Genomic DNA, 25,670 nt, shown 5'->3' with positions numbered 1-25,670 from the left:
AAAGGGAAATTAGACAATGCTTATCGATGCCCATTGTCATCTGGACTTTAGCGCGTTTGACCAGGACCGCGATGCTGTTTTTGCTGCAGCACACGCGGCCGGCGTCTCTCATTTCATTGTGCCTGGTACTACTCGGCAACGCTGGCAACAGGTGCTGGCGCTAGGCGAGCGCAGTGATGTTAGCGTGTGCTTGGGCCTCCATCCCTATTTTATGGAACAGCACCAGCGCGATGAGGATATCCTTGCGCTGGAGCAGGCGCTGGGTTCAAATCCACGGGTCGCAGCGGTTGGGGAGTGCGGTATTGATGCACGCTTTAAAGATTCCTGGGAGCCGCAGTGGCGCCTTTTCGATGATCAACTGCACTTGGCCAAGCAGTACAAGCTCCCTGTCGTGGTTCATTGTGTGCAGGCCAATGACAAGGTCAGTAAACGGCTGCGCCAGTTAGCGCTTCCCCAAGCGGGGCTGATTCACGCCTTCTCAGGCTCTATAGAACAAGCCCAAAAGTTTTTAGACGGAGGATTTGTGCTGGGGCTTGGGGGCGCTGTTACCTATGAGCGTGCTCAGCGGCTGCGGCGAACGGTAGCGGCACTGCCCAATGATGGCTTTGTGCTGGAAACGGATAGCCCCGATATGCTGCTTAGGGGCCATCAGGGTGAGCGTAACGAACCCCAATGTGTCGCTCACGTGTGTCGCGTTGTGGCAACGCTGCGCAACCAAACAGAAGAAGAGGTGGCGGCACATAGCAGTGCCAATGCCGCCCGATTGTTTAAGCTTAAGGCTTTTCAGAATTCTTAAACGAGTGAGCTTGGCCTTTTTAAGCCTAGCCCTTTTAAACCTGGCCCTTTAACGTGGCCGCCAGTTGTTCAGGGTCAAGCCGTTCAATAGCGTAGGGTAGCGGCAGTAGGGTGAGTGCGTTGCCTTCCCAGTAAAGCGGCATCGCTTCTTCTGTCGCCTTGGTATTCATCACAGCCAGCAGCTCCACACTATCATTATCGCGTCTTACGCTTGCAACGATCTCGCCCATGGCTTTATCCAGCTCGGTTTTTATGCTGGCGCCTGTCTCGGGTAGCGTTGTCGATGTAAGTTCAGCGTGAACCAAGCGTTTTTTAACTTGTCCACGAAAGTGTGCTCGGGCTACCACCTCCTGTCCTGTGTAGCAGCCCTTTTTAAAGCTAATACCCCCTAATGCTTCCCAGTTCAGCATTTGAGGCAGAAATTGATCCTGCTGAGCCTCTGAGAGCCAAGCAATCCCGCTGCGAATGTCGGCAAGTTGCCAAGCAGCCTGCTGGGCTTCGTCATCCACCACCTGTTGAGAAGATGCCTCTATCGTTGTTTCAGTCGTGCAAAACAGCCAGCGTGGCATTTCCCCGGCAACGCGTACAACGCTCGATTGCTCATTAACGCTTTGTGCGTATGGCTGCTCAGGAAGGGTTAATCCCAGTGACTCAGCTAAGGTGTCTGCTTCTTTGCTGGCGCCAATAAACGTGATGTTCGTGTCATGGATTAATTCAGCTCGATAGAACGCGGCGAATTTTTTTAAATGGGCCGCTAATGAGTCGGTAAGAGACACACTAAGGATGAGTCTAAAGTGCTCAGCGTTAAGACGCAGCAGCTGTCCATTGGCGAGCATTCTTCCTTTGGGTGTGCAAAAACACGTAAGGGGGGCAAACTCGCCGTCAGCTAAACTGACCTGAGCGCTTGTTTGGCCCTGCAGAAATTTTTCAGCATCTGCCCCTATTACATCCAGCGCTGCCAAGTGATTAAGGCGCACATTGTCGGTGATCGTAGTAGAGGGGATAACCATTGCCATATAAACTCCTGATGGGTCGCTGATCGCTGAAAGTAGGGTTAGGACACCGAGCTTCTCAACCTGTGGGCGAATGATACTAATTGCAAGGTGTAATAGCGTGCTAGAATCTTTCTGTTGTATCAGTTTTGCATAAGATTAAGTGAGGAAGACAGCGTAATGGCACAGCAATCGTTAACATTTCAAGGCGTAAAAAATGCTGATCAAGTCAACAAGATTACCACGGCATTGATGATGTTGGAGGGTGTTGATAGTGCAGAGGTAGGTCGCCACGGTGCAGATGTGGATGGCCGTGTTAAACGTGAGGCACTGATTAACGCCGTAGAGAAGCTCAAGCTGGGAGTGAAAGTATCTTGATGCATCCACCTATTACGGTAATCAGCCAGCGTAACCATGTATTTCGCCAGCGTATTGAGGTCGATAGCCTGGAGGCCCTGTATGCCGATGTTCCCACTTTGGTCGGAGGCGAAGGCAGTGCGCCTGACCCGCACGACTATTTCGATATTTCTCTGGGAACGTGTAAGGCCATTACGGTGCAGATGTACGCCAAGCGCAAGAAGTGGCCGCTTACGGCGATTACTGTCACGGTGCAGCGGGACGACAGTGAGGAAGCGCATGGAACTTATAAATTGAATGTAGCGTTAACACTGCATGGGATCAGTGACCCGGAACAGCGAGCGCGCCTGGAGGCGATCAGTCATCGCTGCCCCATCCAGCGCCTGATGACGCAGGCAACTGTCGATATCACTACGCACGTTATTTAACTTTCCATTCAGGAGCAATGATGAGCAAAGAGTTTCGGTTGCAGTCGAAATTTAAGCCTGCCGGTGACCAGCCAAATGCGATAAAAGGACTGGTAAGCGGCCTGGAGTCAGGACTTGCCCATCAAACGCTGCTTGGGGTAACCGGGTCGGGCAAAACATTCACCATGGCGAATGTGGTTGAGCAGCTTCAGCGCCCGACCATTGTGATGGCACCTAACAAAACCCTCGCGGCTCAGCTTTATGGAGAGTTTAAGTCCTTCTTTCCGGATAACGCTGTCGAGTACTTTGTTTCGTACTATGACTACTATCAGCCCGAAGCCTACGTGCCATCGTCGGATACATTTATCGAAAAAGACGCAGCTATCAATGATCATATTGAGCAGATGCGTCTCTCGGCAACCAAGGCTTTGCTTGAACGTCGTGATGCGCTCATCGTTGTTTCCGTTTCGGCTATTTACGGGTTGGGTGACCCCGACCAGTATTTAAAAATGCGTCTGCACTTTACCCGCGGTGAGTTGATAGATCAGCGCGCCTTTTTGCGCCGCTTGGCGGAGCTTCAATACACCCGCAATGACATGGACTTTCGCCGAGGCACGTATCGCGTGCGCGGGGATGTCATTGATATCTTTCCTGCTGATTCTGATGAGAATGCGGTACGGGTTGAACTGTTTGATAACGAAATCGACTCTATTCGGATTTTTGATCCGCTAACAGGGGACATACGGGGCCAGGTGCCGCGTATGACGATTTACCCCAAGTCCCACTATGTAACACCGCGTGAAACCATTTTAGGCGCGATTGACTCGATAAAGGGTGAATTGAAAGAGCGTCTTGAATGGATGCGCAAGCATGAACGCCTGGTAGAAGCGCAGCGCCTTGAACAGCGTACGCTTTACGATATCGAGATGATGCTGGAACTGGGTTACTGCAACGGTATCGAGAACTACTCCCGCTATCTATCCGGGCGTGCGCCTGGCGAGCCGCCGCCCACGTTTTTTGACTACTTGCCTGATGACGCGCTGCTATTTATTGATGAGTCTCACGTCAGCGTGCCTCAGGTGGGCGGTATGTATAAGGGCGACCGTTCGCGTAAAGAGACATTGGTAGAGTACGGCTTTCGCTTGCCTTCGGCACTGGATAACCGACCCATGAAGTTTGAAGAGTGGGAGGCCATTGCTCCTCAGGCTATTTTTGTTTCGGCAACGCCTGGCAAATATGAAGCGGAGCATGCGGGCCAAGTGGTGGAACAGGTGGTGCGCCCTACAGGGCTGCTGGATCCTGAAATTGAAGTTCGTCCGGCCAGCACCCAGGTGGACGATCTGCTTTCCGAGATCGGTTTGCGTACTGCCGTCGGTGAGCGCGTATTGGTGACAACGCTTACCAAGCGCATGGCTGAAGATTTAACAGAATACTTTGATGAGCATGGGGTGCGTGTTCGCTATTTACACTCCGATATCGATACAGTCGAGCGCGTAGAAATTATTCGTGACCTGCGCTTGGGCAAGTTTGATGTACTGGTGGGTATTAACCTGCTTCGTGAAGGGCTGGATATTCCCGAGGTGTCGCTAGTCGCCATTCTTGATGCTGACAAGGAAGGATTCCTGCGTGCAGAGCGCTCTCTAATTCAGACGATTGGGCGTGCGGCACGTAATGCCCACGGTAAAGCTATTTTGTACGGTGATCGTATTACCGACTCCATGCGCAAAGCGATAGATGTGACGGAGAGTCGTCGGGCTAAGCAGCAAGCTCACAATGAAAAGCACGGCATTACGCCTACAACCGTGACGCGCTCCGTGGCAGATATTCTGGAAGCTGCGCAAGCACCCGGCAAAAAGAACAGCCGTAAGCGTGGGGCAGAGCGTAAGGTGGCAGAAGGTGCCGGTGATTACGATATCGCCAGTATGGGGGCACATGATTTGTTAGCCGCTATCAGCAAGCTTGAAGACGCGATGTTTGAGGCAGCGCAGAATCTGGAGTTTGAAGAAGCAGCGCGCCTGCGCGATCAACTGCATCAAATGAAAGAAAAACAGCTGGCGCTAGGATAAGGATATGCCAGAAGGACCCGAAATCCGCCGGGCAGCTGACCGAATTGAAAAGCAGATTGGCGGGCGGGTAATTGATGATGCCTGGTTTGTTTTCCCAGAGCTTGCTGCTCAAGCCGATTCACTGGTAGGTGTTGAGGTGACAGCGGTAGACACACGCGGTAAAGCCATGCTGATACGCTTTGCCAACCAAAAGGTGCTCTATTCTCATAATCAGCTGTATGGCGTCTGGAAGCTTCATCGGGTCGATCAACCACCTGTCACCAATCGCGCTCTACGTGTAAGGCTAGAAACCGAGGGAAGGGTAGCCAGCCTTTATAGTGCCTCGGATATTTCTCTTTGGGAGTCGAGCGAGCTTGAGAAGCATCCTTTTCTGGCTCGCTTGGGCCCTGATTTGTTAAGCCAGCAGGTAACGCCTGAGAAGGTGCTGGCGCGATTAACCATGAGGCAATTTTATCGGCGAAGCCTAGGGGCGCTGCTGCTTGATCAAGGCTTAGTCGCGGGGTTAGGCAACTATCTTCGCTCCGAAATTTTGTTTTTCGCCCAATTACACCCCAAACAGCGCCCAGCCGATCTAAGTGATGTTCAGCAAATGCAGTTGGCAGCGCTCATTGTAGAAATTACGCGGCAGGCTTACCGGTTAGCGGGCGTAACGAATGCACCTGCCTGGATTGAACAAGCAATAGCGGCAGGCGAATCTCGCCGCCAATGGCGATTTGCCGTGTTTGATCGGGCCGGGCTCTCTTGCCACCGCTGCGGCGACATTATCGAGCGAACGATGGTGGGCTCACGACGCTTGTATTGGTGCCCAGCCTGCCAGCCAGATGTGTAATTACTAGTTATACCGTTATCTTGTATGATTGCTAAAACGAATAATCCGCTTACTTGCCGATAGTTAACAAATCGTAGAAGCTGCCGCTTGGGGATCAATACGGTATACTGCTTGCACGCTTAAACGGCTATTTCCACCTTCGTTAAAGTAGCCGTAGACAAGACGAAAACCAAGGAGCTGTTACTCCATGACCGTGATTCGCCAGGACGACGTGATCCAAAGCGTTGCCGATGCTCTGCAGTATATCTCTTACTATCATCCTAAAGATTTTATTGATGCCATGGATGCAGCGTATAAACGGGAACAAAACCCGGCTGCAAAGGATGCTATCGCGCAGATTTTGATTAACTCGAGAATGTGCGCCACTGGCCATCGGCCTATCTGCCAGGACACGGGTATTGTTACCGTCTTCGTTCATGTAGGCATGAACGTTACCTGGGACGCGGATATGAGCCTGGACGACATGGTAAACGAAGGTGTTCGCCGCGCTTACCAGTTGCCCGATAACGTGCTGCGTGCCTCCGTGCTGGCAGACCCGGACGGCAAGCGCCAAAACACCAAAGATAATACGCCTGCTATTATCCACCACAAGTTGGTGCCTGGTGACAAGGTCGACATTCACGTTGCGGCAAAAGGCGGCGGCAGTGAGGCGAAATCCAAGTTCGCGATGCTCAACCCCTCTGACAGCGTTGTCGATTGGGTCATGGAGCAGCTTCCAAAAATGGGGGCAGGGTGGTGCCCACCAGGCATGTTGGGTATTGGGATTGGTGGCACGGCTGAAAAAGCGATGCAGATCGCAAAAGAGGCACTGCTTGACCCTATTGATATTCAGGACCTGCAAGCACGTGGCCCGAGTAACCGCGCTGAAGAACTGCGGTTAGAGCTTTTTGATAAGGTCAATAAAAGTGGTATTGGCGCTCAGGGTCTCGGCGGCCTTACCACCGTGTTGGATATAAAAGTAAAAGATTACCCGACCCACGCGGCGAATAAGCCGGTTGCGATCATTCCTAACTGTGCGGCAACTCGCCATGCGCATTTTACGCTGGATGGCTCAGGCCCTGCAGCGCTTGATCCGCCGAAACTGGAAGACTGGCCAGAAATTACCCGTGAAATGGGTGATAACGTGAAGCGCGTTAATCTCGATACCGTAACACCCGAAGAAGTTAAAACCTGGCAGCCAGGTGATACGCTGTTACTGAATGGTAAATTACTGACTGGTCGTGATGCTGCTCATAAGCGCATGGTGGATATGCTGGCGAAAGGCGAGCCACTGCCTGTTGATATGAAAGGCCGGTTTATCTATTACGTTGGCCCAGTTGACCCGGTACGTGATGAAGTGGTGGGGCCAGCAGGGCCCACAACGGCGACGCGGATGGATAAATTCACGCGCACCATGCTCGAAGAAACCGGACTTTTGGGTATGGTCGGTAAAGCAGAACGTGGCCAAGTGGCCATAGATGCAATCCGTGATAACCAGGCTGTCTACTTGATGGCAGTGGGTGGCTCGGCTTACCTGGTCGCTCAGGCGATTAAAAAATCTCGGGTCGTCGGTTTTGAGGACCTGGGGATGGAGGCCATCTATGAGTTTGAAGTAGAAGATATGCCGGTCACGGTAGCGGTTGATAGCCAAGGCACTTCGGTTCATCAAACCGGACCGGCCAAATGGAAGGAGATTATTGCTCAAACGGCGTAAGGCAGTCTGTGCTGTGATGAGTGATTAAATTAGAAGCCCCGTTCATACGGGGCTTCTGTGCATTGAGAACCATAGCGATACCCTGTTTGAAATATCCATACGTTTAATGGAGATGTAGGTATGGTCTCTTGGCTGCTAGGGACAGGCATTATGCTGATACACCTTTTAGGGGTGATGTCGGCGATCATGGCGCTAATGTCTAGCCGGACATCACAAGGCGCCATCGCATGGATTATCTCTCTTCTTACCTTTCCTTATGTCGCTTTACCGGCCTATTGGTTCTTTGGTCGACCGCGCTTTTACGGATACGTAATGGCCCGTGGGGAGCGTGATAACGTGTTAAGACGAGTGCTTGCTCGCTATCAAGAAAGCTCCTTACCTTATTTAGTCCCGTTTTCTAACTCTGATACACAAGCGGTAGAGCAGTTGGCCATGATGCCTCTCACTCGGGGCAATAGCGCTGAGTTGCTCATTGACGGTGACGCCACGTTCAATAGCTTGTTTGACGGTATTGATGAAGCAGAGCACTATTTACTGCTGCAGTTTTTTATTGTGCGTGATGATGCGCTGGGTCGCCGCCTTCAACAGCACTTGCTGGATGCCGTTCACCGCGGCGTACGCGTGTATTTTCTTTACGATGAAATTGGCAGTCGTAAACTCAATGAGCGCTATCTTCGGGAACTGGTCGCAGAAGGCGTAGAAGTCAGCCCGTTTCGCTCCTCAAGAGGCTTTAAACATCGTTTCCAGCTCAATTTTCGTAATCATCGCAAAGTAGCTGTTGTTGATGGCAAGCGGGGTTGGTTAGGGGGCTTTAATGTTGGGGTTGAATATCTGGGCCAGGACCCACGCCATGGGCCTTGGCGAGATACGCACCTGGTACTAGAAGGCCCCAGCGTATTGGGGCTACAAGAAGCTTTTTGGGAAGATTGGCACTGGGCTACGGGGGAGGTCGCCAGCTTGAATTGGAGGGCGGGAAGCCATCCTAAGATTGATCAGAATGTTGTTATTGTCCCTTCAGGCCCCGCGGACAAACAGGACACAGCCAGCCTGTTGATTCAGCAATTGATTCATAGTGCAACGCATCGGCTATGGGTCACCAGCCCCTATTTTGTACCCGACCAAGGCGTTCAGGATGCGCTACGCTTGGCTGCCATGCGGGGAATTGATGTACGAGTGATGATTCCTGAGCGGCCAGACCACCTGCTGGTATTTCTCTCAGCCTTTGCTTTTTTGGCCGATATGTTAAAAGCAGGCGTTAAAATATACCGTTATCAACCTGGGTTTCTGCACCAAAAAGTAATTCTGATTGATAATGATGCTGCCACCGTAGGTACGGTAAACTTGGATAACCGTTCATTTCGCTTAAATTTTGAAATTACAGCGTATATTCCTGACACCATATTTGCCGCCGAAGTGCACACTATGTTGGTGAAAGACTTTAATGATTGTCGGCGTATCACAATTGATGAAATTCAACAGCGTCCATTATGGAAAAAAGTAGTATCACGGGCGGCGTATTTAATGTCGCCTGTTCAATAGCAATAATCGGCAAAGGAGTGTTGGGTGAATCTTGAAACAAAATGGCTAGAAGATTTTGTCGCACTTGCGAATACACGCAGCTTTTCAGCGTCTGCCCGCCAGCGTCATGTTACTCAACCTGCTTTTAGCCGCCGCATTCGAGCACTGGAACAAGCCATTGGCGTAACCCTTGTTGACCGTTCAACAACCCCCGTAGGGCTTACGTCAGAAGGGCAGTTGTTTCTGGTGACTGCGCGAAACCTCGTTGAACAGCTTAACGAGTCATTAAGTCATTTGCGTGGTTTGTCGATTGCCAATGAAGCACTTGATATTGTGGCCGCCCACTCATTGGCATTAAGCTTTTTCCCCCCTTGGATTTCACGCCTTCAGAAAGGCCTTGGGGAGCTGCCAACGCGTTTGGTCGCCATGAATGTAGGCGAAGCGATCCACGTGCTGCGCGAAGGTAATTGCGATCTCATGCTGGCCTATTATGACCCCTTTGCCACTATGCAGTTGGATGCCGAGGTTTTTCCGTCCTTCTCGATAGGCAAGGTCAATATGCTGCCCGTCTCGCTACCCGACGAAACGGGGAAACCCTGTTTTTCGCTGCAGCAAGAGGCCTCAATTCCCTACCTGGCCTATACCCAGGGCGCTTTTTTAGGACGCAGTGTGCGAATGCTGTTAAAGAATGACCCTCTGCGCATGAAATTACGTACGGTTTATGAAACCGCCATGGCAGAAGGATTAAAAGGCATGGTGCTTCAAGGTATTGGAGCGGCATGGATCCCTGATTTTTGTATTCGTGAAGAGCTCAAAAGTGGGCGCTTGGTCAGGGCTGGTGATGAAAGTTGGGACATTCCGCTCGAAATTCGCCTTTATCGCTGCTCTTTGGTGCATAAACCTGGCGTAGAGAAGCTTTGGCGACAGATGATGAAGCTACCACGTGATTTTTTACAAGCGTAATGGGTTAAGTTGACGTGCCGAAGTCAGCAGGCAGGCCAAGAAAGTTTTGAATAATAAAAAAATGATCTTCGAATAGGCTGTCTGGCTCTAAATCAGCCAGTGCCACCCACCGCGCTTGGTCGCCACCTTTCACAGGTTTTAAACGCGGTAGCTGTTGGTCTGGGCGTAGCGCAAAGTAGAAGGCTTCCGCTAGTGTGCGTCCTCGCCAGCTTCGGTGCGGCTCATCAAAAAGGCGCTGCCCACGTAATGATCCTTTTAGAACGGGCTCTGGTACTTTCAAGCGCAGCCGTTCTCTGAGCTCACGTAGGCACGCATCCAACAGACGCTCATGGGGGTTAATAAACCCACCAGGCAGCGCAAGTAATCCTTTGCCGGGCGCTGCATTACGGCGCACCAGAAGTACATGCCCAGATTGCACAACCACCGCATTCACGGTAACAAAAATAGGCGGGTAGGGAGCATGTGACCAGGCTTGGTGGTACTGGTCCAGTAGTCGTTGCTCTTCCAGTAGTTGTTGATAGGCGCTTTCGTGACAAAATTCGCTAACGCGACTGACCACGCCGGGCGGCAGGTCATGATAAGCCCCCGTGCTCAAATAATCGTCTGAAGCGCTTGGCGATCGAAATAGTCGTTCACGAATCTGGCTGGCTGAAATGCCTTCAATCAGCGGAACGCTGACGGATTCCCACTGCGGAAACAGAGACAAGTAGTAGCTTGACTGGCCACGGCTTGCACCAATCAAACCAATGCGTGGTAAACGAATATTAGCCGGTGCGGCTAAGTCTCGTACCTTTCGCTGTACATCTCTTACCCAAACATCATCGTTATAAAGAGCATCCAGCAGTGGCGTGATTTCTAACCGCTGGTTATCAGCGTCATCAAACCCGGAACGAATCATTGCCTGGCGTTCATCAAAGCGCCATGGGTTTCTCAGCGAGCGCGCCTGCCATGCAGAGCCTGCCAGTACAATGACCTGACGTGCCTGGTTAAGCGCTTCACGGATAACGGCCAAGTGGCCTAAGTGAGGAGGCTGAAAACGCCCAATAAATACCAAACAATCAAAGGTGTAATCAGGCGTAGAGCATGTTGCATCAAGGGCCATGGTGCTTCCTTTAACATTTGGTCAAATAACAGCGTCATTATGAAGAGAGCGGTTCAGCGGCGCAATCTAGCGAAGACTACGTACTGCACCCGTATTGGGTATGCTGCTAAGCTATTGCACATAAAGGCATCCATAAATGACTCAAGGGACTGAATATGACTAAAGGCACCCTCACTTTTTGGTGGAAGGTGGTTCAGGATGCAACGAAGCTATGGTTAGAGCGTCATGCGTTTACCTTCGCGGGCTCATTAGCGTTTTATACGCTTTTTTCATTAGCCCCTACTATCATTATTGCCGTTACGGTTATCGGTATTGTCTTTGGTGAAAACGCTGCTCAGGGTCAAATCGTGGCCCAGCTGCAGGACTCACTGGGTACCGATGTGGCCTCCGCGATTGAAGAGGCTGTTATCCACTCTCGGTTCGAAGAGTCTGGTGTATTACCTTCTGTGTTAGGCGTTGGTGCTTTGCTAGTCGGTGCAACAACCGTCTTTGCTCAGATGCAGCTTTCACTGAACACCATTTGGGGAGTGATCGCCAAACCGACCAGTAACAGTTTGTTTGTATTTATAAAAACGCGCTTTTTATCGTTAATGGTTGTCTTTCTTATTGGAATTATTCTATTAATTTCTTTGGTATTAAGTATTGCTTTGCGAGGCATCCTGCAAATGGCGGGCGATCTTGTGCCGCTCGCCAGCTATATCACGACACTATTGGATTCTCTTGTGTCACTTGGCGTTGTTACCTTGCTGTTTGCTGCTATTTTCAAAGTGTTACCTGATGTAGTGCTACGTTGGCAGGATGTCTTAACCGGGGCTGTTGTTACGGCCGTCTTGTTTACTATCGGCCGCACCGTGATTGCGATTTATCTAACCTATACCGCAACGGCATCGACATACGGCGCTGCCGGGTCGGTGGTGATGGTATTGCTCTGGGTGTATTACTCGTCGCTTATTTTATTGTTTGGTGCCGCCTTTACACGCTCGCTTTTACTGCGTCGAGGCAGAAAGCTTATTCCGCGAAACAGTGCCGTTCAGGTTAGACAGGAAGTCTTGGAAACAGAGGCGTTTACGCCCAGAAGAGCAGGAGACGAATAGTGTCAGCGTGTTGCATAAAAGCCTCGGTTACCGGAAAAGTGCAGGGCGTAGGGTATCGCCGCGCCGTTCAAAAGCAGGCGCTACAGGCGGGAATAACCGGTCATGCCAAAAACCTGACTGACGGCCGGGTTGAGGTACTTATGTGTGGCGAGCGTCATCATGTAAATATGCTAGGTAAGTGGCTTTGGCAAGGCCCTGCTAATGCGCAGGTAACCCATGTCGAATATGAGGCATTAGCCCAATGCCACGCTCCTGAGGCTTTCACGACGCATTAGGCTAATGTTTATTTTAGGCTTACTTGGCGTGCTTCCATTGCGTAATGTTTTCCGCCGTTAGAGCGATAATGTTTTGGCGCGCTTCTGGCGTTACCCATGCATTGTGGGGGGTGACAATCAGATTGAGCGGTTCATCCAGCGCTGCCAATAGTGGATGCCCCTCCCTTGGCGGCTCTACAGGAAGCACGTCTACCGCTAACCCGCCGATACGCCCTTGGCGTAATGCCTCAAGCGCCGCTACTTCATCAATAATGCCACCGCGAGCGCAATTTACGAGCAGAAGGGATGGTTTGGCCGTGGCCAAGCGCTCTTGGTTAATAAGGTGCTGCGTATCAGCATTAAGCGGGCAGTGCAGGCTGATAATATCGGCCTCAGGCAGCACATCATCGAGAGAAGGGCGTGCGTCGTTAGCCTCATTGCCAGGGCGTGCCGTAAAGGTCACCTGCATGCCAAAGGCCTCCGCCAAGCGCGCCACTTCAGTTCCCAGCTCGCCCTGGCCCACCATCACCAGCCGCTTGCCCGCTAACTGTAGCGTTACGTGGTCCTGAAGACAGAAAAAGTCGCTTTGCTGCCAAACACCTTTGGCGACTTCCTGTTGGTATAGAGGTAGCCGGTTTGCCAGGTTAAGTATCAGCATTAATGTGTGCTGAGACACGCTTGCCGTGCCGTATGCCGCAACATTCTTAACGCTGATATTAAGTGCTTTTGCTGCCTCAAGGTCGATATTATTTAGACCAGTAGCCATGACACAAATCAGGCGAAGCGAAGGCAGCTGTTTTAACGTTTCCCCATCCAGCACCACCTTGTTTACCAATGCGATGTCAGCATTTGCCAAGCGCTCTTTAGCTTGTTGCGTTGTACTTTGATCGAAGACATCCAGTTGAGTAACCGCACCGCGAATAGCGCTTAAATCTATTTGAGGCCCAAGACTTTTCGCATCCAACATGACCGCATGAGGCATTTTATTCTCTCCAGTTACTGCCAGGGCTCGTTTACCTTGCTCGGCAGGGGGCACAAAAGGGTATAATATTGTCGCTTTATCAACCGCAGCCTTGGATTTTATATCGGCAGGCCACATATTCGCAGCTGGCTGCGTTTATATTCGCCAATATTCTGCCGTCGTTGAGCTTTTAGGAATTATCAACATGCCTATCTATGAATATGAGTGCAAGGCCTGCGGCCATCGCATGGAAAAATTACAGAAAATCAGCGCAGATCCGTTAAAAGAGTGCCCTGCGTGCAATCGTAATGACTTGGCGCGGCTTGTATCCGCGGCTGGGTTCCGCCTGGCGGGCGGTGGTTGGTATGAAACCGATTTTAAAACGGGAAGTAAAAAGAACCTGGTCGCTGATGCAAAAAGCACAACGGGTAACACCAGTGCTAAAAGCGACACTACTTCCACGTCAAAAGACACTGCAGCTTGACTGTAGCGGTCGGGGCCTGGTTGGCCCGTGACACCTTATTTGCCACGAAACAGAACAGGATTTGACATGCGCAGCCATTATTGCGGCCAGCTAAACGAGACATTGGTAGATCAAACGGTCACCGTTTGCGGGTGGGTACACCGTCGTCGCGACCACGGCGGGGTAATTTTCCTCGATATGCGTGACCGTGATGGCATCGCTCAGTTTGTGGTAGACCCGGATACTGTTGATGCATTTGCCAATGCCGATCGTGCGCGCGGTGAGTATGTTCTGCGTATTACCGGCCGCGTTAGGCTACGCCCTGAAGGTACCCAAAACCCCAATATGCCCACCGGCATGATTGAGGTGCTGGCCAAAGATGTTGAAGTGCTGAACACTGCTGCCACGCCTCCGTTCCAGCTTGACGAACATGGCAAGGTGGGTGAAGAAGTTCGCCTGAAGCACCGCTATATTGATCTGCGTCGCCCGGACATGATCGAAAAACTGCGTCTGCGTTCGCGCATTTCGCATAACGTTCGTGCATTCCTGGAAAACCAGGGCTTTCTGGATATCGAAACGCCGATCCTAACGCGCGCAACGCCGGAAGGCGCCCGTGACTACCTGGTGCCTAGCCGTACTCATGCGGGCAGCTTCTTTGCACTGCCTCAGTCACCACAGCTATTTAAACAGTTGCTGATGGTGGCGGGCTTTGATCGTTACTATCAAATTGCCAAGTGCTTCCGTGACGAAGACCTGCGCGCCGACCGCCAGCCTGAGTTTACTCAGATTGATATCGAAGCGTCGTTTGTCGAAGAAAACGACATCATGGGCATCACTGAAGACATGATTCGTCAGCTCTTCCAGGAAGTACTGAGCGTTGAACTGCCAGAATTTCCGCGTATGACGTGGCAAGAAGCTATGGACCGTTTTGGTTCAGACAAGCCGGATCTCCGTATTCCGCTTGAGCTGACCGACGTTGACGACCTGATGAAACAGGTCGATTTTAAAGTTTTCTCTGGCCCCGCTAGTGCCGAAGATGGCCGTGTGGCCGCGCTTAAAGTGCCGGGTGGTGCCAAGCTCTCGCGTAAGGAAATCGACGAATATACCAAGTTCGTGGGTATTTACGGCGCGAAAGGGTTGGCCTGGATTAAAGTCAACGAGCGTGCCAAAGGGCTTGAAGGGCTTCAGTCGCCTATCGTCAAGTTCATGGAAAACATCGTTGAAGAGCTGCTTGACCGTCTTGGCGCAGAGGATGGCGATATCATCTTCTTCGGTGCTGACAAAACGCGCATCGTCAACGAAGCCATTGGCGCGCTACGCGTTAAGCTGGGTGCTGATCTGGATCTGTACACTCAAGTGTGGGCACCGCTGTGGGTGGTCGACTTCCCGATGTTCGAGGCGGATGACAATGGCCGCTTGAGCCCGTTGCACCACCCGTTCACCGCGCCTTCCTGCTCACCTGAGGAACTCAAGGCTGACCCTGCAAAAGCGCTTTCACGCGCCTATGATATGGTACTCAACGGCACCGAGCTGGGTGGCGGCTCTATCCGTATCCATAATCAAGATATGCAAAGCACGGTGTTTGAGATTCTGGGGATTGGCCAGGAAGAAGCCCAGGAGAAGTTTGGCTTCCTGCTGGACGCACTCCAGTACGGTGCGCCGCCCCATGGTGGTTTGGCCTTCGGTCTGGACCGCCTGGTGATGTTAATGGTCGGCGCAAAAACCATTCGTGAAGTTATCGCTTTCCCGAAAACGCAAAGCGCCGCTTGCTTAATGACGGATGCACCAGGTGAGGTTAGCCCTGACCAGCTAAAAGATCTTAATATACGCTTGCGTCAAAAAGCCAAGCCTGAAGCGGCCAGCGAGTAAGCCTGACGCCATTTGATGTAACGGCTATGAGTTGCACAATGGCTAAAAACACCGACGCCCCGGCGTCGGTGTTTTTGTATCAGTGCTTTTTGGCGTGTGGAATTTGTAACCTTGAACGGATAAACGTTAATGGATAAGGCAGGCGCTGCGTTACCCGTGCGCATATTAGGCATCGACCCTGGGTCCCGAATTACTGGCTACGGTGTTATCGACCTTATCGGTGTTAAACCCTGCTATGTTGCTAGCGGCTGTATTCGCACCTCAGAAGGGCCACTGGAGCAGCGTTTAGCGCAAATATATGCAGGACTAAGCGAAGTAGTGGGTTTGTACAAACCCACAGATACTGCGATAGAGCGCGTTTTTATGGCTAAAAACGTCGATTCCGCGCTGAAGCTTGGTCAAGCGCGTGGTGCTGCGCTGGTATGTATGGCAAACCACGGGCTAAGCGTCGCCGAATATGCCGCACGGCGTATCAAGGAAGCGGTAACCGGGCAGGGAGGCGCAGATAAAGAACAGGTTCAGCACATGGTGACCGCGCTTTTAACGCTGTCTGCCACACCCCAAGCGGACGCGGCAGACGCCTTGGCCATCGCATTAACCCACGCTTATACCAACAATGCAGTTCCCAGTACGCCTCGTGGGCGCGGTCGGCGCACCTCAACAGGGCGCTGGCGACTCTAACGACTACTGGTCACCTGTACAGAGTAGCATTATAGTAACCGTCTGTTTTTACTATCGCGAGCGTATTTATGATCGGACGTCTAAGTGGCTATTTGCTGGAAAAACAACCGCCCTGGATCGTTATTGACGTTCATGGCGTGGGTTATGAGCTTGAGACTTCAATGAATACGCTTGTCTCGCTTCCTGCGTTAGGCGAAAGCACATCTCTGTATACTCATTTAACCATTCGTGATGATGCCCACCTGCTGTACGGGTTTGCGCGACAGCACGAGCGCGCCTTGTTTCGGGCGCTGATTAAAGTCAACGGTGTAGGCCCTAAGCTAGCGTTGGCGATCTTGTCAGGAATGGATGAAGACGCCTTCATGCGCTGTGTTCGTGATGATGACAGCAAGGCGTTAACCAAGCTGCCCGGTGTCGGCAAGAAAACCGCCGAACGGCTTATTATCGAAATGCGTGACCGTTTTCCCGAGTGGGAGCAGGGTGCCGATGCGCCGCTTGCCCTGGAAGCCACCAATGGGCAACCGAGCCGTAATAACCTGGCCGATGCTGAGTCCGGACTCGTTAGCCTGGGCTACAAGCCAACCGAAGCCAGTAAAATGCTGTCGGACCTTGATCCGCATCAATCGGCAGAGGCCTTGATCAAGGCGGCGTTAACACGGCGAATGAACGGCTGATAGCGGTCACCGTTTTGCCGTCATCCAGTGCAAGCAGATCGCCAGATATTCAAAAAGAGCATCTATGTTAGAACATGATCGGTTGATAGCGGCTGAACCAGAGCAGGGAGAAGGGCGGGTTGATTATGCCATTCGCCCCAAACGACTGGATGATTACATCGGCCAGCCACGGGTTCGCGAACAGCTTGAGATATTTATTGGCGCAGCCCGATTACGCGAAGAGAGCCTTGACCATACCCTTGTGTTTGGTCCTCCAGGGCTGGGTAAAACCACCTTGGCCAACATCATTGCAACGGAAATGGGCGTAGGGCTTAAGTCAACGTCTGGCCCCGTTTTGGAGCGTGCTGGCGACTTGGCCGCCATGCTGACCAACCTTGAACCGGGCGATGTCTTGTTTATCGATGAGATCCATCGGTTATCGCCGGCAGTTGAAGAGGTCCTTTATCCCGCCATGGAGGACTTTCAGCTGGATATCATGATTGGCGAAGGGCCCGCTGCACGATCCATCAAGCTGGACTTGCCGCGCTTTACGCTGGTGGGGGCGACGACCCGCGCAGGCCTTTTAACGGCACCGCTACGTGATCGGTTCGGGATCGTTCAGCGGCTGGAGTTTTACAATCTCGAAGAACTCACTGAAATTGTTACCCGTTCAGCTCGCCTGTTGGGTGTAAAAACCAACCATGAAGGCGCGGTTGAGGTTGCCCGGCGCTCCCGAGGGACGCCACGTATTGCCAATCGCTTACTACGCCGAGTACGTGACTACGCAGAAATTAAAGGAGATGGCACCGTAGACGTGGCATTGGCGGATGCGGCGCTTAATATGCTCAATGTGGATCACTATGGTCTGGACCACATGGACCGGCGGCTGCTGCTTGCGATGATCGATAAGTTCGAAGGTGGCCCTGTAGGCGTCGACTCTCTCTCGGCCGCCATTGGAGAGGAGCGCACAACGATAGAAGATGTCATTGAGCCGTATCTTATTCAACAAGGGTTGATGATGCGCACGCCGCGCGGACGTACCGTTACGCGTCAGGCATGGCGGCACTTTAACCGCGTTCCCAACGAGCACTCGGTTGATATGGAGGGGGAGCGTCGCCCATGAGCACTTCGTTTTCAATGCCTCTACGTGTTTATATGGAAGATACTGACGCTGGCGGCATTGTCTACTACGTTAACTATTTGAAGTTTATGGAGCGAGCGCGCAGTGAGTGGCTGCGCGAGCAAGGGCTCAACCAGCAAACGTTACTAGACGAAGGCACGCAGCTAGTGGTATATCGCTTAGCCTGTCACTATGCGAAACCGGCTCGCTTGGACGAAGCGCTTGAGATAACCGCACGCGTCACGGATATAGGGCGATGCCGAGTAACGTTTGAACAGTTTGTAATGCGCGGTGAGGAACTCCTTTGCAGCGCGACAGTCGAGATAGCGTGCTTGAGCGCTGAACGGATGCGGCCCAAAGCCTGGCCCGCTTCTTTTCAGTCCCAGCTGCAAACGTTAGTGATTTCTTAATGCTCGATTTTTAACAGTCGATTTCTTAACACTGCGGTTTCGTAATTTAGAGACCATCATTTGTCGGGCTTGACCGACAATCATTGATTGATGAGGGCACCTGTGAACGATAACACCATGTCCATCCCGCACCTGATTATGAATGCCAGCACGGTTGTACAGCTGGTAATGCTACTCCTGGTGGTGGGGTCAGTCCTCTCTTGGGTGGTGATTTTTCAGCGCAGTATTGCGCTGCGCCGCGCCAAGCAGGAATACGACCAATTCGAAGAGTCGTTTTGGTCAGGTGTCGACTTAAACGAACTTTACCGAGAAATACCAGCTGATGACCCGCGCCATGGCGCCGAACATATCTTTCAGTCTGGGTTTCGCGAATTCAATCGACTAATGCCAAAAACTCACAATGCCGACACCGTGCTTGAAGGTGTGCAGCGCAGCATGCGTGTTGCCTGGTCACGCGAAGAAGATCGCCTGACCCAACACCTGGTGTTTTTGGCAACGGTTGCCTCTGCCAGCCCCTATATCGGCCTGTTTGGTACCGTCTGGGGCATCATGGGCTCTTTCCAGTCCCTTTCAATGACCCAACAAGCGACACTGGCAACCGTAGCACCCTGGATCGCCGAGGCGCTCATTGCGACCGCTATGGGGCTTTTCGCGGCTATTCCTGCTGTTATCTTCTATAACCGGTTATCTAACAGTGCGTCTCGCTTACTCGGTAAATATGAAGACTTCGCCGAAGAGTTTCACGCTATCTTGCACCGTAATTTGCAAGGCCGTGATGGCAAGCCTAGCGCCAGTTAAGGGAGTTAGCCATGCAAGGTCCATTTAATCGCAGCGGCAAAAGTAAGCCGATGGGGGAGATTAACGTTGTCCCCTTTATCGACGTTATGTTGGTACTGCTGGTCATTTTTATGATTACCGCTCCGATGCTAACGCAAGGCGTTCAGGTGGATTTGCCTCAGGTGTCATCCGAACCGATCGATACTCAGGACAGTGACCCGATCATTATTTCGGTGGATCGTGAAGGCGGATATTTTATTACGCTGGGTGAAGATTCAACCGCCGTTTCGCTTGAGCAAATATCAGAACGCGTTTCGGCCATATTGCAACGTCGCCCGGGCACGCCCGTCATGGTGCGTGGCGACCAAGGCGTACAGTATGGACAAATTGTTCTACTCATGAGCACGCTCCAGCGCTCGGGCGTTGAAAATGTAGGACTGCTTTCAGAGCCACCGCAAGATGGGTAAGGGCAAGCCGCAAGTAACCGTTGCTGCGCCGCATGACCCGCAAGACGTTGGCTACACGTTGCCAATCATCCTCGCGGTCGCTGTGCATTTGGCTATTATTGTTTTTAGCCTTATTAATTGGCCCAGTTCAACCCCGGAGCCTGACTCTTCATCCATTGTTCAGGCCACGTTTGTGAGTACCGAGACGTTCACAGATCAGGCCCAGCAGGTAACTGAACAGCAGGCGGCAATGAACAGCTCAACTGAACCTGTTCCTGAGCCGGAAGTGAGTGAGCCGGATGTAGCTGAACCGGATAACCAAGAGGCCGAGCAGCAGGCTGCCGCTGAAGCTGAAGCTGAAGCGCAGGCACAAGCTTTGGAAGAAGCCCAAGCCGCAGCAGAAGCCGAAGCGCAACGCCGTGCTGAGGAAGCCGAACGACTAGCGCAAGAACAGGCGGCGCAAGCTCAAGCCCGTGAGGCAGCGGCCGAAGCAGAAGCCCAGGCAGCAGCTGAAGCAGAAGCCCAGGCAGCGGCCGAAGCAGAAGCCCAGGCAGCAGCCGAAGCAGAAGCCGAAGCAGCAGCCGAAGCAGCAGCCGAAGCAGCAGCCGAAGCAGAAGCCGAAGCCCAACGTGAGCGTGAAGCTGAAGAGCAGCGTGCTCGTGAAGAAGCTGAACGCGAAGCTGCTGCCGCAGCGGAAGCCGCCATGCAGCGCCAGTTAGAAGGTGAGGCGGAAGCTGCAGCCAATGCACAGCAAGCGCAGCAGGCCGCCAATAGCTTTATCAATATTGTGCGTCGAGCGGTTGAACAGGCATGGTTGATTCCACCTGGAGCAAGCGATTCATTGAGTGCTACGCTACAAATACGTTTAGGCCCTTCGGGCGAGCTGCTTGCAACGTCAATTGCTACATCAAGTGGTGACAGTGCATTTGATCGGTCTGCCATGCAAGCAGTTGAACATGCTGCACCGTTTGGTGAATTAAGAGATTTACCTGCGGAACAGCAGCGGAACTTACGTCAATTTAATCTGCGATTTACCCCGGGGGATGTTCGCTGATGCAAAAACTAAGGAAAGTGTGGTTATTTTGCGTACTACTGCTAGTGAGTGGTTTCGCAGCTGCGAATGCAAACTTGACCATCGAAATTACACGGGGCAGCGACCAGGCATTACCCATTGGGGTGGTGCCTTTCGCAGGCAATCAGGGCATGTCGGAAGATGTTGCTCAAATCATTCAGGACGATCTTGAGCGTAGTGGTCTATTCTCACCGCTAGAGCGTAGTGCCATGTTTGACCAGCCAAGCCAAGCGGATGACGTTGAGTTTGGAACCTGGCGGTCATTGGACGTGCGTTATCTGGTCGTCGGGCGTGCCGAACAAACGGGCAACGGCTATCAGCTACAGTTTGACCTGATGGATGTCAGTGGCCAGCGCCGGATGATTGGCGAAACTGTCACAGCGAATGCCGATGATCTGCGTGGGGCAGCACACTATATCAGCGACCAGATATTTGAGGCGATTACTGATATACGTGGTGCTTTCTCAACCAGCATTGCTTACGTGACGGCCCAAGGGGTTGGCGATAATATGCAGTTCGGTCTCTACATAGCTGATGCTGACGGTCGCAATAGCCAGCAGGTATTAACGTCTGATCAACCGATCATGTCGCCCGCTTGGTCGCCGGACGGACGCAAGCTTGCTTATGTTTCCTTTGAAACGGAGCGTCCAGCGATTTATATCCAGGATGTCGCCACCGGTCAGCGTGTCATGGCAACATCATTTGACGGTATCAATGGTGCACCCACGTGGTCCCCCGATGGTCGCCGTATCGCCATGTCGTTATCCAAGGATGGGCAGCCTGAAATCTATATCATGGATATCGCTAACCGCTCGGTAGAACGCGTTACCAACAGTAATAGCATTGACACCGAGCCCGCTTGGTCGCCGGATGGTCGTAGCCTGCTGTTCACCTCTGATCGCAGCGGCGGCCCTCAGATTTACCAACTATCGTTAGGTAGCGGCGAGACAAATCGCGTGACGTTTACCGGCAATTATAATGCCCGTGCGCGTTACTCTCCGGACGGCGATCAGATCTTTTTAATCCACCGTTCCAGCCGAGGATACCAGGTAGCACGCCAGGATTTGGATGGAGGACGGCTGGTCGTAATAAGCGATTCAATAAGAGATGAATCTCCTAGTGTTGCGCCGAACGGGACCATGGTAATCTTCGCTAACCAAGAGGGTAACAATGGGGTGCTAAGTGCCGTTTCTGCCGATGGGCGGTCGTCATTCCGGCTTCCTGCTGCTCAAGGCGAAGTGCGTGACCCCGCATGGTCACCGTTTTTAAACTAATGATCTATAGTGTTATTTTTTTCAGGCAAGGAGTCTGATTATGCAACTTAAGCCGTTGGCTCGCTCATTGGCCGTAGCGTTATCTATCGTAGCGATTGCTGGCTGCTCCAGCACCGGCGGAACCCAGGATGGGGATTCTTACGGAAGCCAGGATGGCAGCAGCATGGGCGCTGGCACCTCTGGTGCGGGTACCGGTGGTCAATATGGCTCTACTACCGGCTCTGGTACAGGCGCTGGTCAACAAGCGGACTCTCGCATTCCTGAGGTACGCACGATTTACTTCGATTATGACCGTGATACTATCAAGAGTGAGTATGAGTCTGCGGTAATGGCTCATGTACGCTACCTGCGCGCTAATCCGAGTGCCCAAGTTGTGTTACAGGGACATACCGATGAGCGTGGTACCCGGGAGTACAACATGGCATTGGGCGAGCGTCGCGCACGCGCTGTTCAGCGTTTCATGAATATCCAAGGCGTTTCTCCTTCACAAATGACTGTTGTAAGCTATGGCGAAGAGCGTCCGGCAGTAAGTGGTCATAACGAAAATGCTTATGGCCAAAACCGTCGCGTTGTATTTAATTACTGATATTGTTGGCGTGTAAACTGCACGCCGACTTTGTCTACGGAGTCGTCATGAATCACAGTCTCAAACGCTATTTTGAGAGGCTGTGCGGTGCGGGAGCCTTAGTGCTCCCGCTGTCCGTATTGCCCCTTGCAGCTATTGCCCAGCAGCCGCTGGTCCAGGATCTTTCTTCCGGTAATTCCAGCGGATTTTATCAGCAGACTCAGCGTCAGGAAGCATCCGGTGGCAACCTTGTGCTGTTCAATCAGGTGGAAGAGCACTCGCAGGAAATCCAACAGTTGCGTGGCCAAATTGAAGAGTTACGCCATCAGCTTGAACAATTGCGTCGCCAATCGCAGCAGCAGTATCTGGACATCGAAGACCGCCTAATGAGCAGTGGACCCTCGCCCATAGAGCAGTCTACGCCACAGGTTGAACCTGAGGCCGCTCAAGAAGTTATCAGCGCACCCTCGGCACGTAACGTGAGTGATGATGCCCAGGCGGACTATCAGGCTGCATTTGCCCATGTTCAGGCACGCCAGTTTGAAGAGGCGATTCAAGCATTTGATGAATTCGTCACTGCTCATCCTGATACCAGCTTGACCTCTAACGGCTATTACTGGTTAGGTGAGCTGTATGCCGCTGAAGGCCAGCTTGATAATGCCGATGCAGCCTTTAGCCGGGTTATTACCGACTTTGATAGCAGCAGTAAAGTGCCCGATGCCCTTTATAAACTTGGTTTGGTTAAAGCACGTCAAGGCGATGCAGAGCGCAGTCGCGAACTGTTAGAGCAAGTGCGTGACGACTATCCGCAAAGTAGTGCGGCTGGACTTGCCAATGATTTTCTCCGCCAGTCGGCTGGGTAATATCACGTTAAATGTTTGTTTTCAGGAAGTGTCATGAGTTGCAAAATCGACTATCAAGCATTGCCGCATTTGCTTGAAAACCGTGTCGTATTGGTCACTGGAGCCGGCGATGGGATTGGTCGTGCGGCAGCGTTGCAGTATGCGCAACACGGTGCGACCGTTATCTTACTAGGCCGTACTATCGAAAAATTGGAGCGGGTCTACGACGAAATTGAGGCGTTAGGCGGGCCACAGCCCGCTATTTTTCCGCTTAATTTTGAAGGCGCAACGCTTAGTGACTTCGATGACATGGCAAAAACACTCGATAAAGAGTTTGGTCGTTTGGATGGGCTTTTGCATAACGCTGGATTGCTGGGCCGGATTACTCCCTTTGAGCAATACGATGCTGAGCTATGGGAGCAGGTCATGCAGGTGAATATCAATGGCCCAGTATGGATGACTCAAGCGTTATTACCGTTGCTTAAGCAATCAGACGACGCCTCAATTATTTTCACCTCATCCAGTGTGGGACGAAAAGGGCGCGCGTATTGGGGGGCCTACTCGGTTTCCAAATTTGCCACCGAAGGGTTTGTTGAAGTGCTGGCCGACGAGCTTGAGCATCAAACCAATATCCGGGTGAATACCCTTAACCCAGGAGCTACCCGTACTCAAATGCGCCGAAGCGCCTACCCTGGCGAAGACCCTGCCACGCTTCGGACGCCCAATGACATTATGCCGACCTATTTATGGCTAATGGGTCCCGATAGTACCGGCGTTAGCGGCCAAAAGTTTGATGCGCAGCCGGCGCGTGTTTAATCTTTAATTCTACCGTTAGGGCTTGAATGCAGCGCCTTTAAAAAAAGAGCCCTTAAAAAGAGCCTTAAAGCAAGGCCCTAACGGTGGTTATTACGCCAGCTGTGGTGATAGCTCACTACGCCGCATCATTAAAAGCGTTTAATGCGTCAACCAGCATTGAGCACTCTTCAAACCACAGGTCGGCGGGCCACTTCTGATAATCATCCTCTTCACTGATATAACCATATCCTACCGCAACGGCTGTCATGCCAGCGGCTTTCGCTGCTTGCATATCGCGTACGTGGTCGCCGACATACCAGCACTGTTCCGGCGCGACGCCCAAACGACGGGCCGCTTCCCACAAAGGTTCCGGGTCGGGCTTTTTAACACTCAGGTCATCGGCACACAGTAATGCACCTGGCTCCAGCGCTAATGCGGTTAGTAAAGGCTCGGTATAGCGGCGCGGCTTATTGGTGACAATCCCCCAGGGCCGTTGATTTCCGTGCCACTCAATAAGCCATTGGTCAAGCGGGATAAATACTTGGCTATGCACCGCTACGGCTTGTTCATAGGCGTCGAGCAGAAACTGGCGGGCGGTATCATGGCCTGGGGCTTTGTGATCAATATCCAACGCCAGGGTGACTAGCGCGCTCCCCCCGTTTGAAACCTGGCGACGAATCTGCTCGTAGGCTAGGGGCGCCAGCCCGTGGTGGGCGCGTAAGGCGTTAGTTGCTTGAGCAAGATCGGGCGCGGTATCCACCAGGGTTCCGTCAAGATCAAACAGAATGGCAAGCGGTGGCGTCGTCGGCATCTATTGACTCACTTTGCGGCAATACATCATGTAGTTTACAGAGACATCGTCAGCCACTAAGCGGTAGCGACGAGTAAGAGGGTTGTACGTCAGCCCTGCTTGCTCACGTACTTCCAGGCCCACTTGGCGTGACCATGCCGCCATTTCAGACGGACGAATAAATTTGGCATAGTCGTGGGTGCCGCGGGGCAGTAGCCTAAGGACATATTCGGCGCCTAATATCGCAAATGCGTAGGATTTTGGCGTACGGTTGAGCGTTGAAAAAAACACATAGCCGCCAGGGCGCACCAGCGTACAGCAGGCCCGAATCACTGAAGCGGGGTCAGGTACGTGCTCCAGCATCTCCATGCAGGTAACGACATCAAAATGTCCCGGGGTTTGAGCAGCCAACGCCTCAACACTAATATTTTGGTAGTCAACGGATACGCCGCTCTCTTCTGCATGCAGCCTGGCAACGCCAAGCGGCGCTTCGCCAAGATCAATGCCCGTTACCTTGGCACCGCGATGTGCCATGGACTCACTCAGGATACCGCCCCCGCAGCCCACATCCAGCACCTGTTTTCCGGCTAAACCGGCACGTGCATCAATAAAATTCAGGCGCAGGGGGTTAATCTCATGTAGCGGCTTGAATTCACTCTTTGGGTCCCACCAGCGGCTAGCAAGTGCTTCAAATTTAGCAACTTCCGCTGCATCGACGTTGCCTTGGTAGCGATCAGCAGTGCTATCCTGAGGTGTCGCTTGCATGTGTTGACTCCCATCGTCAGTCAGCAATGGATAGTGTTTTCCTATCCAGCCAGGTTGTTAGCATCAAGTGCGAGTGGCATCCACTCAATCATTCAGTATTATGGACATTCTAACCAC

General features: G+C 52.3%; 28 protein-coding genes. 23 read left to right on the top strand and 5 right to left on the bottom strand.

Going from position 1 to position 25,670, the window contains the following annotated elements; all coding sequences use genetic code 11:
• The first annotated feature begins 16 nt into the window (after positions 1 to 16).
• Positions 17 to 796 (top strand): TatD family hydrolase, encoded by a 780-nt coding sequence (locus tag CZ787_RS01075; protein ID WP_087105481.1) that lies wholly within the window; start codon positions 17 to 19, stop codon positions 794 to 796.
• Positions 797 to 830: 34 nt separating this feature from the next.
• Here the strand turns inward: CZ787_RS01075 and CZ787_RS01070 are convergent, their stop codons facing one another.
• On the bottom strand, positions 831 to 1,811 hold the full coding sequence (locus CZ787_RS01070) for a YgfZ/GcvT domain-containing protein (RefSeq protein WP_087105480.1): 981 nt from the start codon (positions 1,809 to 1,811) through the stop codon (positions 831 to 833).
• A 156-nt stretch (positions 1,812 to 1,967) separates the two neighbouring features.
• Here CZ787_RS01070 and CZ787_RS01065 point away from each other — a divergent pair, with 156 nt between their 5' ends.
• The 7 genes from CZ787_RS01065 to CZ787_RS01035 all read left to right on the top strand — a co-directional run bounded on the left by CZ787_RS01065 (position 1,968) and on the right by CZ787_RS01035 (position 9,620).
• Entirely contained in the window at positions 1,968 to 2,165 is a 198-nt protein-coding gene (locus tag CZ787_RS01065; RefSeq protein WP_087105479.1) for a hypothetical protein, read from the top strand.
• Positions 2,165 to 2,572 carry an OsmC family protein gene (locus CZ787_RS01060; RefSeq protein ID WP_087105478.1) on the top strand — a complete coding sequence of 136 codons (408 nt, stop codon included), beginning with the start codon at positions 2,165 to 2,167 and terminating at the stop codon, positions 2,570 to 2,572. The genes CZ787_RS01065 and CZ787_RS01060 overlap by 1 nt, the downstream gene beginning before the upstream one ends.
• Before the next feature lie 20 nt (positions 2,573 to 2,592).
• Positions 2,593 to 4,617 (top strand): excinuclease ABC subunit UvrB, encoded by a 2,025-nt coding sequence (gene uvrB / locus CZ787_RS01055; protein ID WP_087105477.1) that lies wholly within the window; start codon positions 2,593 to 2,595, stop codon positions 4,615 to 4,617.
• 4 nt (positions 4,618 to 4,621) lie between these two features.
• A complete protein-coding gene (nei, locus tag CZ787_RS01050) occupies positions 4,622 to 5,446 on the top strand; it encodes an endonuclease VIII (RefSeq protein WP_087105476.1) in 825 nt (274 codons plus the stop codon).
• Between the two features lie 187 nt (positions 5,447 to 5,633).
• Positions 5,634 to 7,139 (top strand): fumarate hydratase, encoded by a 1,506-nt coding sequence (locus CZ787_RS01045; protein WP_087105475.1) that lies wholly within the window; start codon positions 5,634 to 5,636, stop codon positions 7,137 to 7,139.
• A gap of 120 nt (positions 7,140 to 7,259) precedes the next feature.
• Positions 7,260 to 8,678: a cardiolipin synthase gene (cls, locus tag CZ787_RS01040; RefSeq protein ID WP_087105474.1), complete on the top strand. Its 1,419-nt coding sequence runs from the start codon at positions 7,260 to 7,262 to the stop codon at positions 8,676 to 8,678.
• A 24-nt stretch (positions 8,679 to 8,702) separates the two neighbouring features.
• On the top strand, positions 8,703 to 9,620 hold the full coding sequence (locus tag CZ787_RS01035) for a LysR substrate-binding domain-containing protein (RefSeq protein WP_087105473.1): 918 nt from the start codon (positions 8,703 to 8,705) through the stop codon (positions 9,618 to 9,620).
• A gap of 4 nt (positions 9,621 to 9,624) precedes the next feature.
• Here the strand turns inward: CZ787_RS01035 and CZ787_RS01030 are convergent, their stop codons facing one another.
• Positions 9,625 to 10,722 (bottom strand): bifunctional nicotinamide-nucleotide adenylyltransferase/Nudix hydroxylase, encoded by a 1,098-nt coding sequence (locus CZ787_RS01030; RefSeq protein ID WP_087105472.1) that lies wholly within the window; start codon positions 10,720 to 10,722, stop codon positions 9,625 to 9,627.
• Positions 10,723 to 10,877: 155 nt separating this feature from the next.
• On the opposite strand from CZ787_RS01030, the gene CZ787_RS01025 reads away from it, so the two are divergent.
• Together CZ787_RS01025 and yccX are read left to right on the top strand one after the other, a co-directional pair.
• On the top strand, positions 10,878 to 11,816 hold the full coding sequence (locus CZ787_RS01025; protein ID WP_087105471.1) for a YihY/virulence factor BrkB family protein: 939 nt from the start codon (positions 10,878 to 10,880) through the stop codon (positions 11,814 to 11,816).
• Positions 11,816 to 12,091, top strand: coding sequence for an acylphosphatase (yccX, locus tag CZ787_RS01020; RefSeq protein WP_087105470.1), 276 nt, complete (start codon positions 11,816 to 11,818; stop codon positions 12,089 to 12,091). The genes CZ787_RS01025 and yccX overlap by 1 nt, the downstream gene beginning before the upstream one ends.
• Positions 12,092 to 12,110: 19 nt before the next feature.
• Here the strand turns inward: yccX and CZ787_RS01015 are convergent, their stop codons facing one another.
• Positions 12,111 to 13,052 carry a D-2-hydroxyacid dehydrogenase gene (locus tag CZ787_RS01015; RefSeq protein WP_087105469.1) on the bottom strand — a complete coding sequence of 314 codons (942 nt, stop codon included), beginning with the start codon at positions 13,050 to 13,052 and terminating at the stop codon, positions 12,111 to 12,113.
• A gap of 184 nt (positions 13,053 to 13,236) precedes the next feature.
• On the opposite strand from CZ787_RS01015, the gene CZ787_RS01010 reads away from it, so the two are divergent.
• The 13 genes from CZ787_RS01010 to CZ787_RS00950 all read left to right on the top strand — a co-directional run bounded on the left by CZ787_RS01010 (position 13,237) and on the right by CZ787_RS00950 (position 24,019).
• A complete protein-coding gene (locus CZ787_RS01010; protein ID WP_087105468.1) occupies positions 13,237 to 13,515 on the top strand; it encodes an FmdB family zinc ribbon protein in 279 nt (92 codons plus the stop codon).
• 66 nt (positions 13,516 to 13,581) lie between these two features.
• Entirely contained in the window at positions 13,582 to 15,363 is a 1,782-nt protein-coding gene (gene aspS / locus CZ787_RS01005; RefSeq protein ID WP_087105467.1) for an aspartate--tRNA ligase, read from the top strand.
• Positions 15,364 to 15,519: 156 nt separating this feature from the next.
• Positions 15,520 to 16,044, top strand: coding sequence for a crossover junction endodeoxyribonuclease RuvC (ruvC, locus tag CZ787_RS01000; protein ID WP_419866529.1), 525 nt, complete (start codon positions 15,520 to 15,522; stop codon positions 16,042 to 16,044).
• 68 nt (positions 16,045 to 16,112) lie between these two features.
• On the top strand, positions 16,113 to 16,718 hold the full coding sequence (ruvA, locus tag CZ787_RS00995) for a Holliday junction branch migration protein RuvA (protein ID WP_087105465.1): 606 nt from the start codon (positions 16,113 to 16,115) through the stop codon (positions 16,716 to 16,718).
• A gap of 64 nt (positions 16,719 to 16,782) precedes the next feature.
• Positions 16,783 to 17,820, top strand: coding sequence for a Holliday junction branch migration DNA helicase RuvB (gene ruvB / locus CZ787_RS00990; RefSeq protein ID WP_087105464.1), 1,038 nt, complete (start codon positions 16,783 to 16,785; stop codon positions 17,818 to 17,820).
• Positions 17,817 to 18,227, top strand: coding sequence for a tol-pal system-associated acyl-CoA thioesterase (ybgC, locus tag CZ787_RS00985; RefSeq protein WP_087105463.1), 411 nt, complete (start codon positions 17,817 to 17,819; stop codon positions 18,225 to 18,227). The genes ruvB and ybgC overlap by 4 nt, the downstream gene beginning before the upstream one ends.
• A gap of 102 nt (positions 18,228 to 18,329) precedes the next feature.
• On the top strand, positions 18,330 to 19,025 hold the full coding sequence (tolQ, locus tag CZ787_RS00980; protein ID WP_087105462.1) for a protein TolQ: 696 nt from the start codon (positions 18,330 to 18,332) through the stop codon (positions 19,023 to 19,025).
• Positions 19,026 to 19,036: 11 nt separating this feature from the next.
• Positions 19,037 to 19,471, top strand: a complete 435-nt coding sequence (gene tolR, locus CZ787_RS00975; protein WP_087105461.1) for a protein TolR — start codon at positions 19,037 to 19,039, stop codon at positions 19,469 to 19,471.
• Entirely contained in the window at positions 19,464 to 20,504 is a 1,041-nt protein-coding gene (tolA, locus tag CZ787_RS00970) for a cell envelope integrity protein TolA (protein WP_087105460.1), read from the top strand. The genes tolR and tolA overlap by 8 nt, the downstream gene beginning before the upstream one ends.
• Positions 20,504 to 21,796 carry a Tol-Pal system beta propeller repeat protein TolB gene (tolB, locus tag CZ787_RS00965; RefSeq protein ID WP_087105459.1) on the top strand — a complete coding sequence of 431 codons (1,293 nt, stop codon included), beginning with the start codon at positions 20,504 to 20,506 and terminating at the stop codon, positions 21,794 to 21,796. Before tolA ends, tolB begins: the two co-directional genes overlap by 1 nt.
• Positions 21,797 to 21,836: 40 nt before the next feature.
• On the top strand, positions 21,837 to 22,382 hold the full coding sequence (pal, locus tag CZ787_RS00960; protein WP_087105458.1) for a peptidoglycan-associated lipoprotein Pal: 546 nt from the start codon (positions 21,837 to 21,839) through the stop codon (positions 22,380 to 22,382).
• A 47-nt stretch (positions 22,383 to 22,429) separates the two neighbouring features.
• Entirely contained in the window at positions 22,430 to 23,224 is a 795-nt protein-coding gene (gene ybgF / locus CZ787_RS00955; RefSeq protein ID WP_087105457.1) for a tol-pal system protein YbgF, read from the top strand.
• Positions 23,225 to 23,257: 33 nt separating this feature from the next.
• Complete coding sequence (locus tag CZ787_RS00950) at positions 23,258 to 24,019, top strand: YciK family oxidoreductase (protein WP_087105456.1); 762 nt, start codon at positions 23,258 to 23,260, stop codon at positions 24,017 to 24,019.
• Between the two features lie 115 nt (positions 24,020 to 24,134).
• Here CZ787_RS00950 and CZ787_RS00945 read toward each other — a convergent pair whose 3' ends face one another.
• Both CZ787_RS00945 and ubiG read right to left on the bottom strand, forming a co-directional pair.
• Complete coding sequence (locus tag CZ787_RS00945; protein WP_087105455.1) at positions 24,135 to 24,809, bottom strand: HAD-IA family hydrolase; 675 nt, start codon at positions 24,807 to 24,809, stop codon at positions 24,135 to 24,137.
• The gene (gene ubiG, locus CZ787_RS00940) at positions 24,810 to 25,553 is read right to left on the bottom strand and encodes a bifunctional 2-polyprenyl-6-hydroxyphenol methylase/3-demethylubiquinol 3-O-methyltransferase UbiG (RefSeq protein WP_087105454.1); all 744 of its coding nucleotides are present in this window, start codon (positions 25,551 to 25,553) and stop codon (positions 24,810 to 24,812) included.
• Positions 25,554 to 25,670 lie beyond the last annotated feature (117 nt).

Origin of the sequence: Halomonas citrativorans (genome assembly GCF_900163645.1) — a bacterium.
Classification (GTDB): domain Bacteria; phylum Pseudomonadota; class Gammaproteobacteria; order Pseudomonadales; family Halomonadaceae; genus Vreelandella; species Vreelandella citrativorans.
The sequence above is the reverse complement of the archived record's forward strand: the minus strand, read 5'-3'. Positions and strand labels throughout refer to the sequence as shown.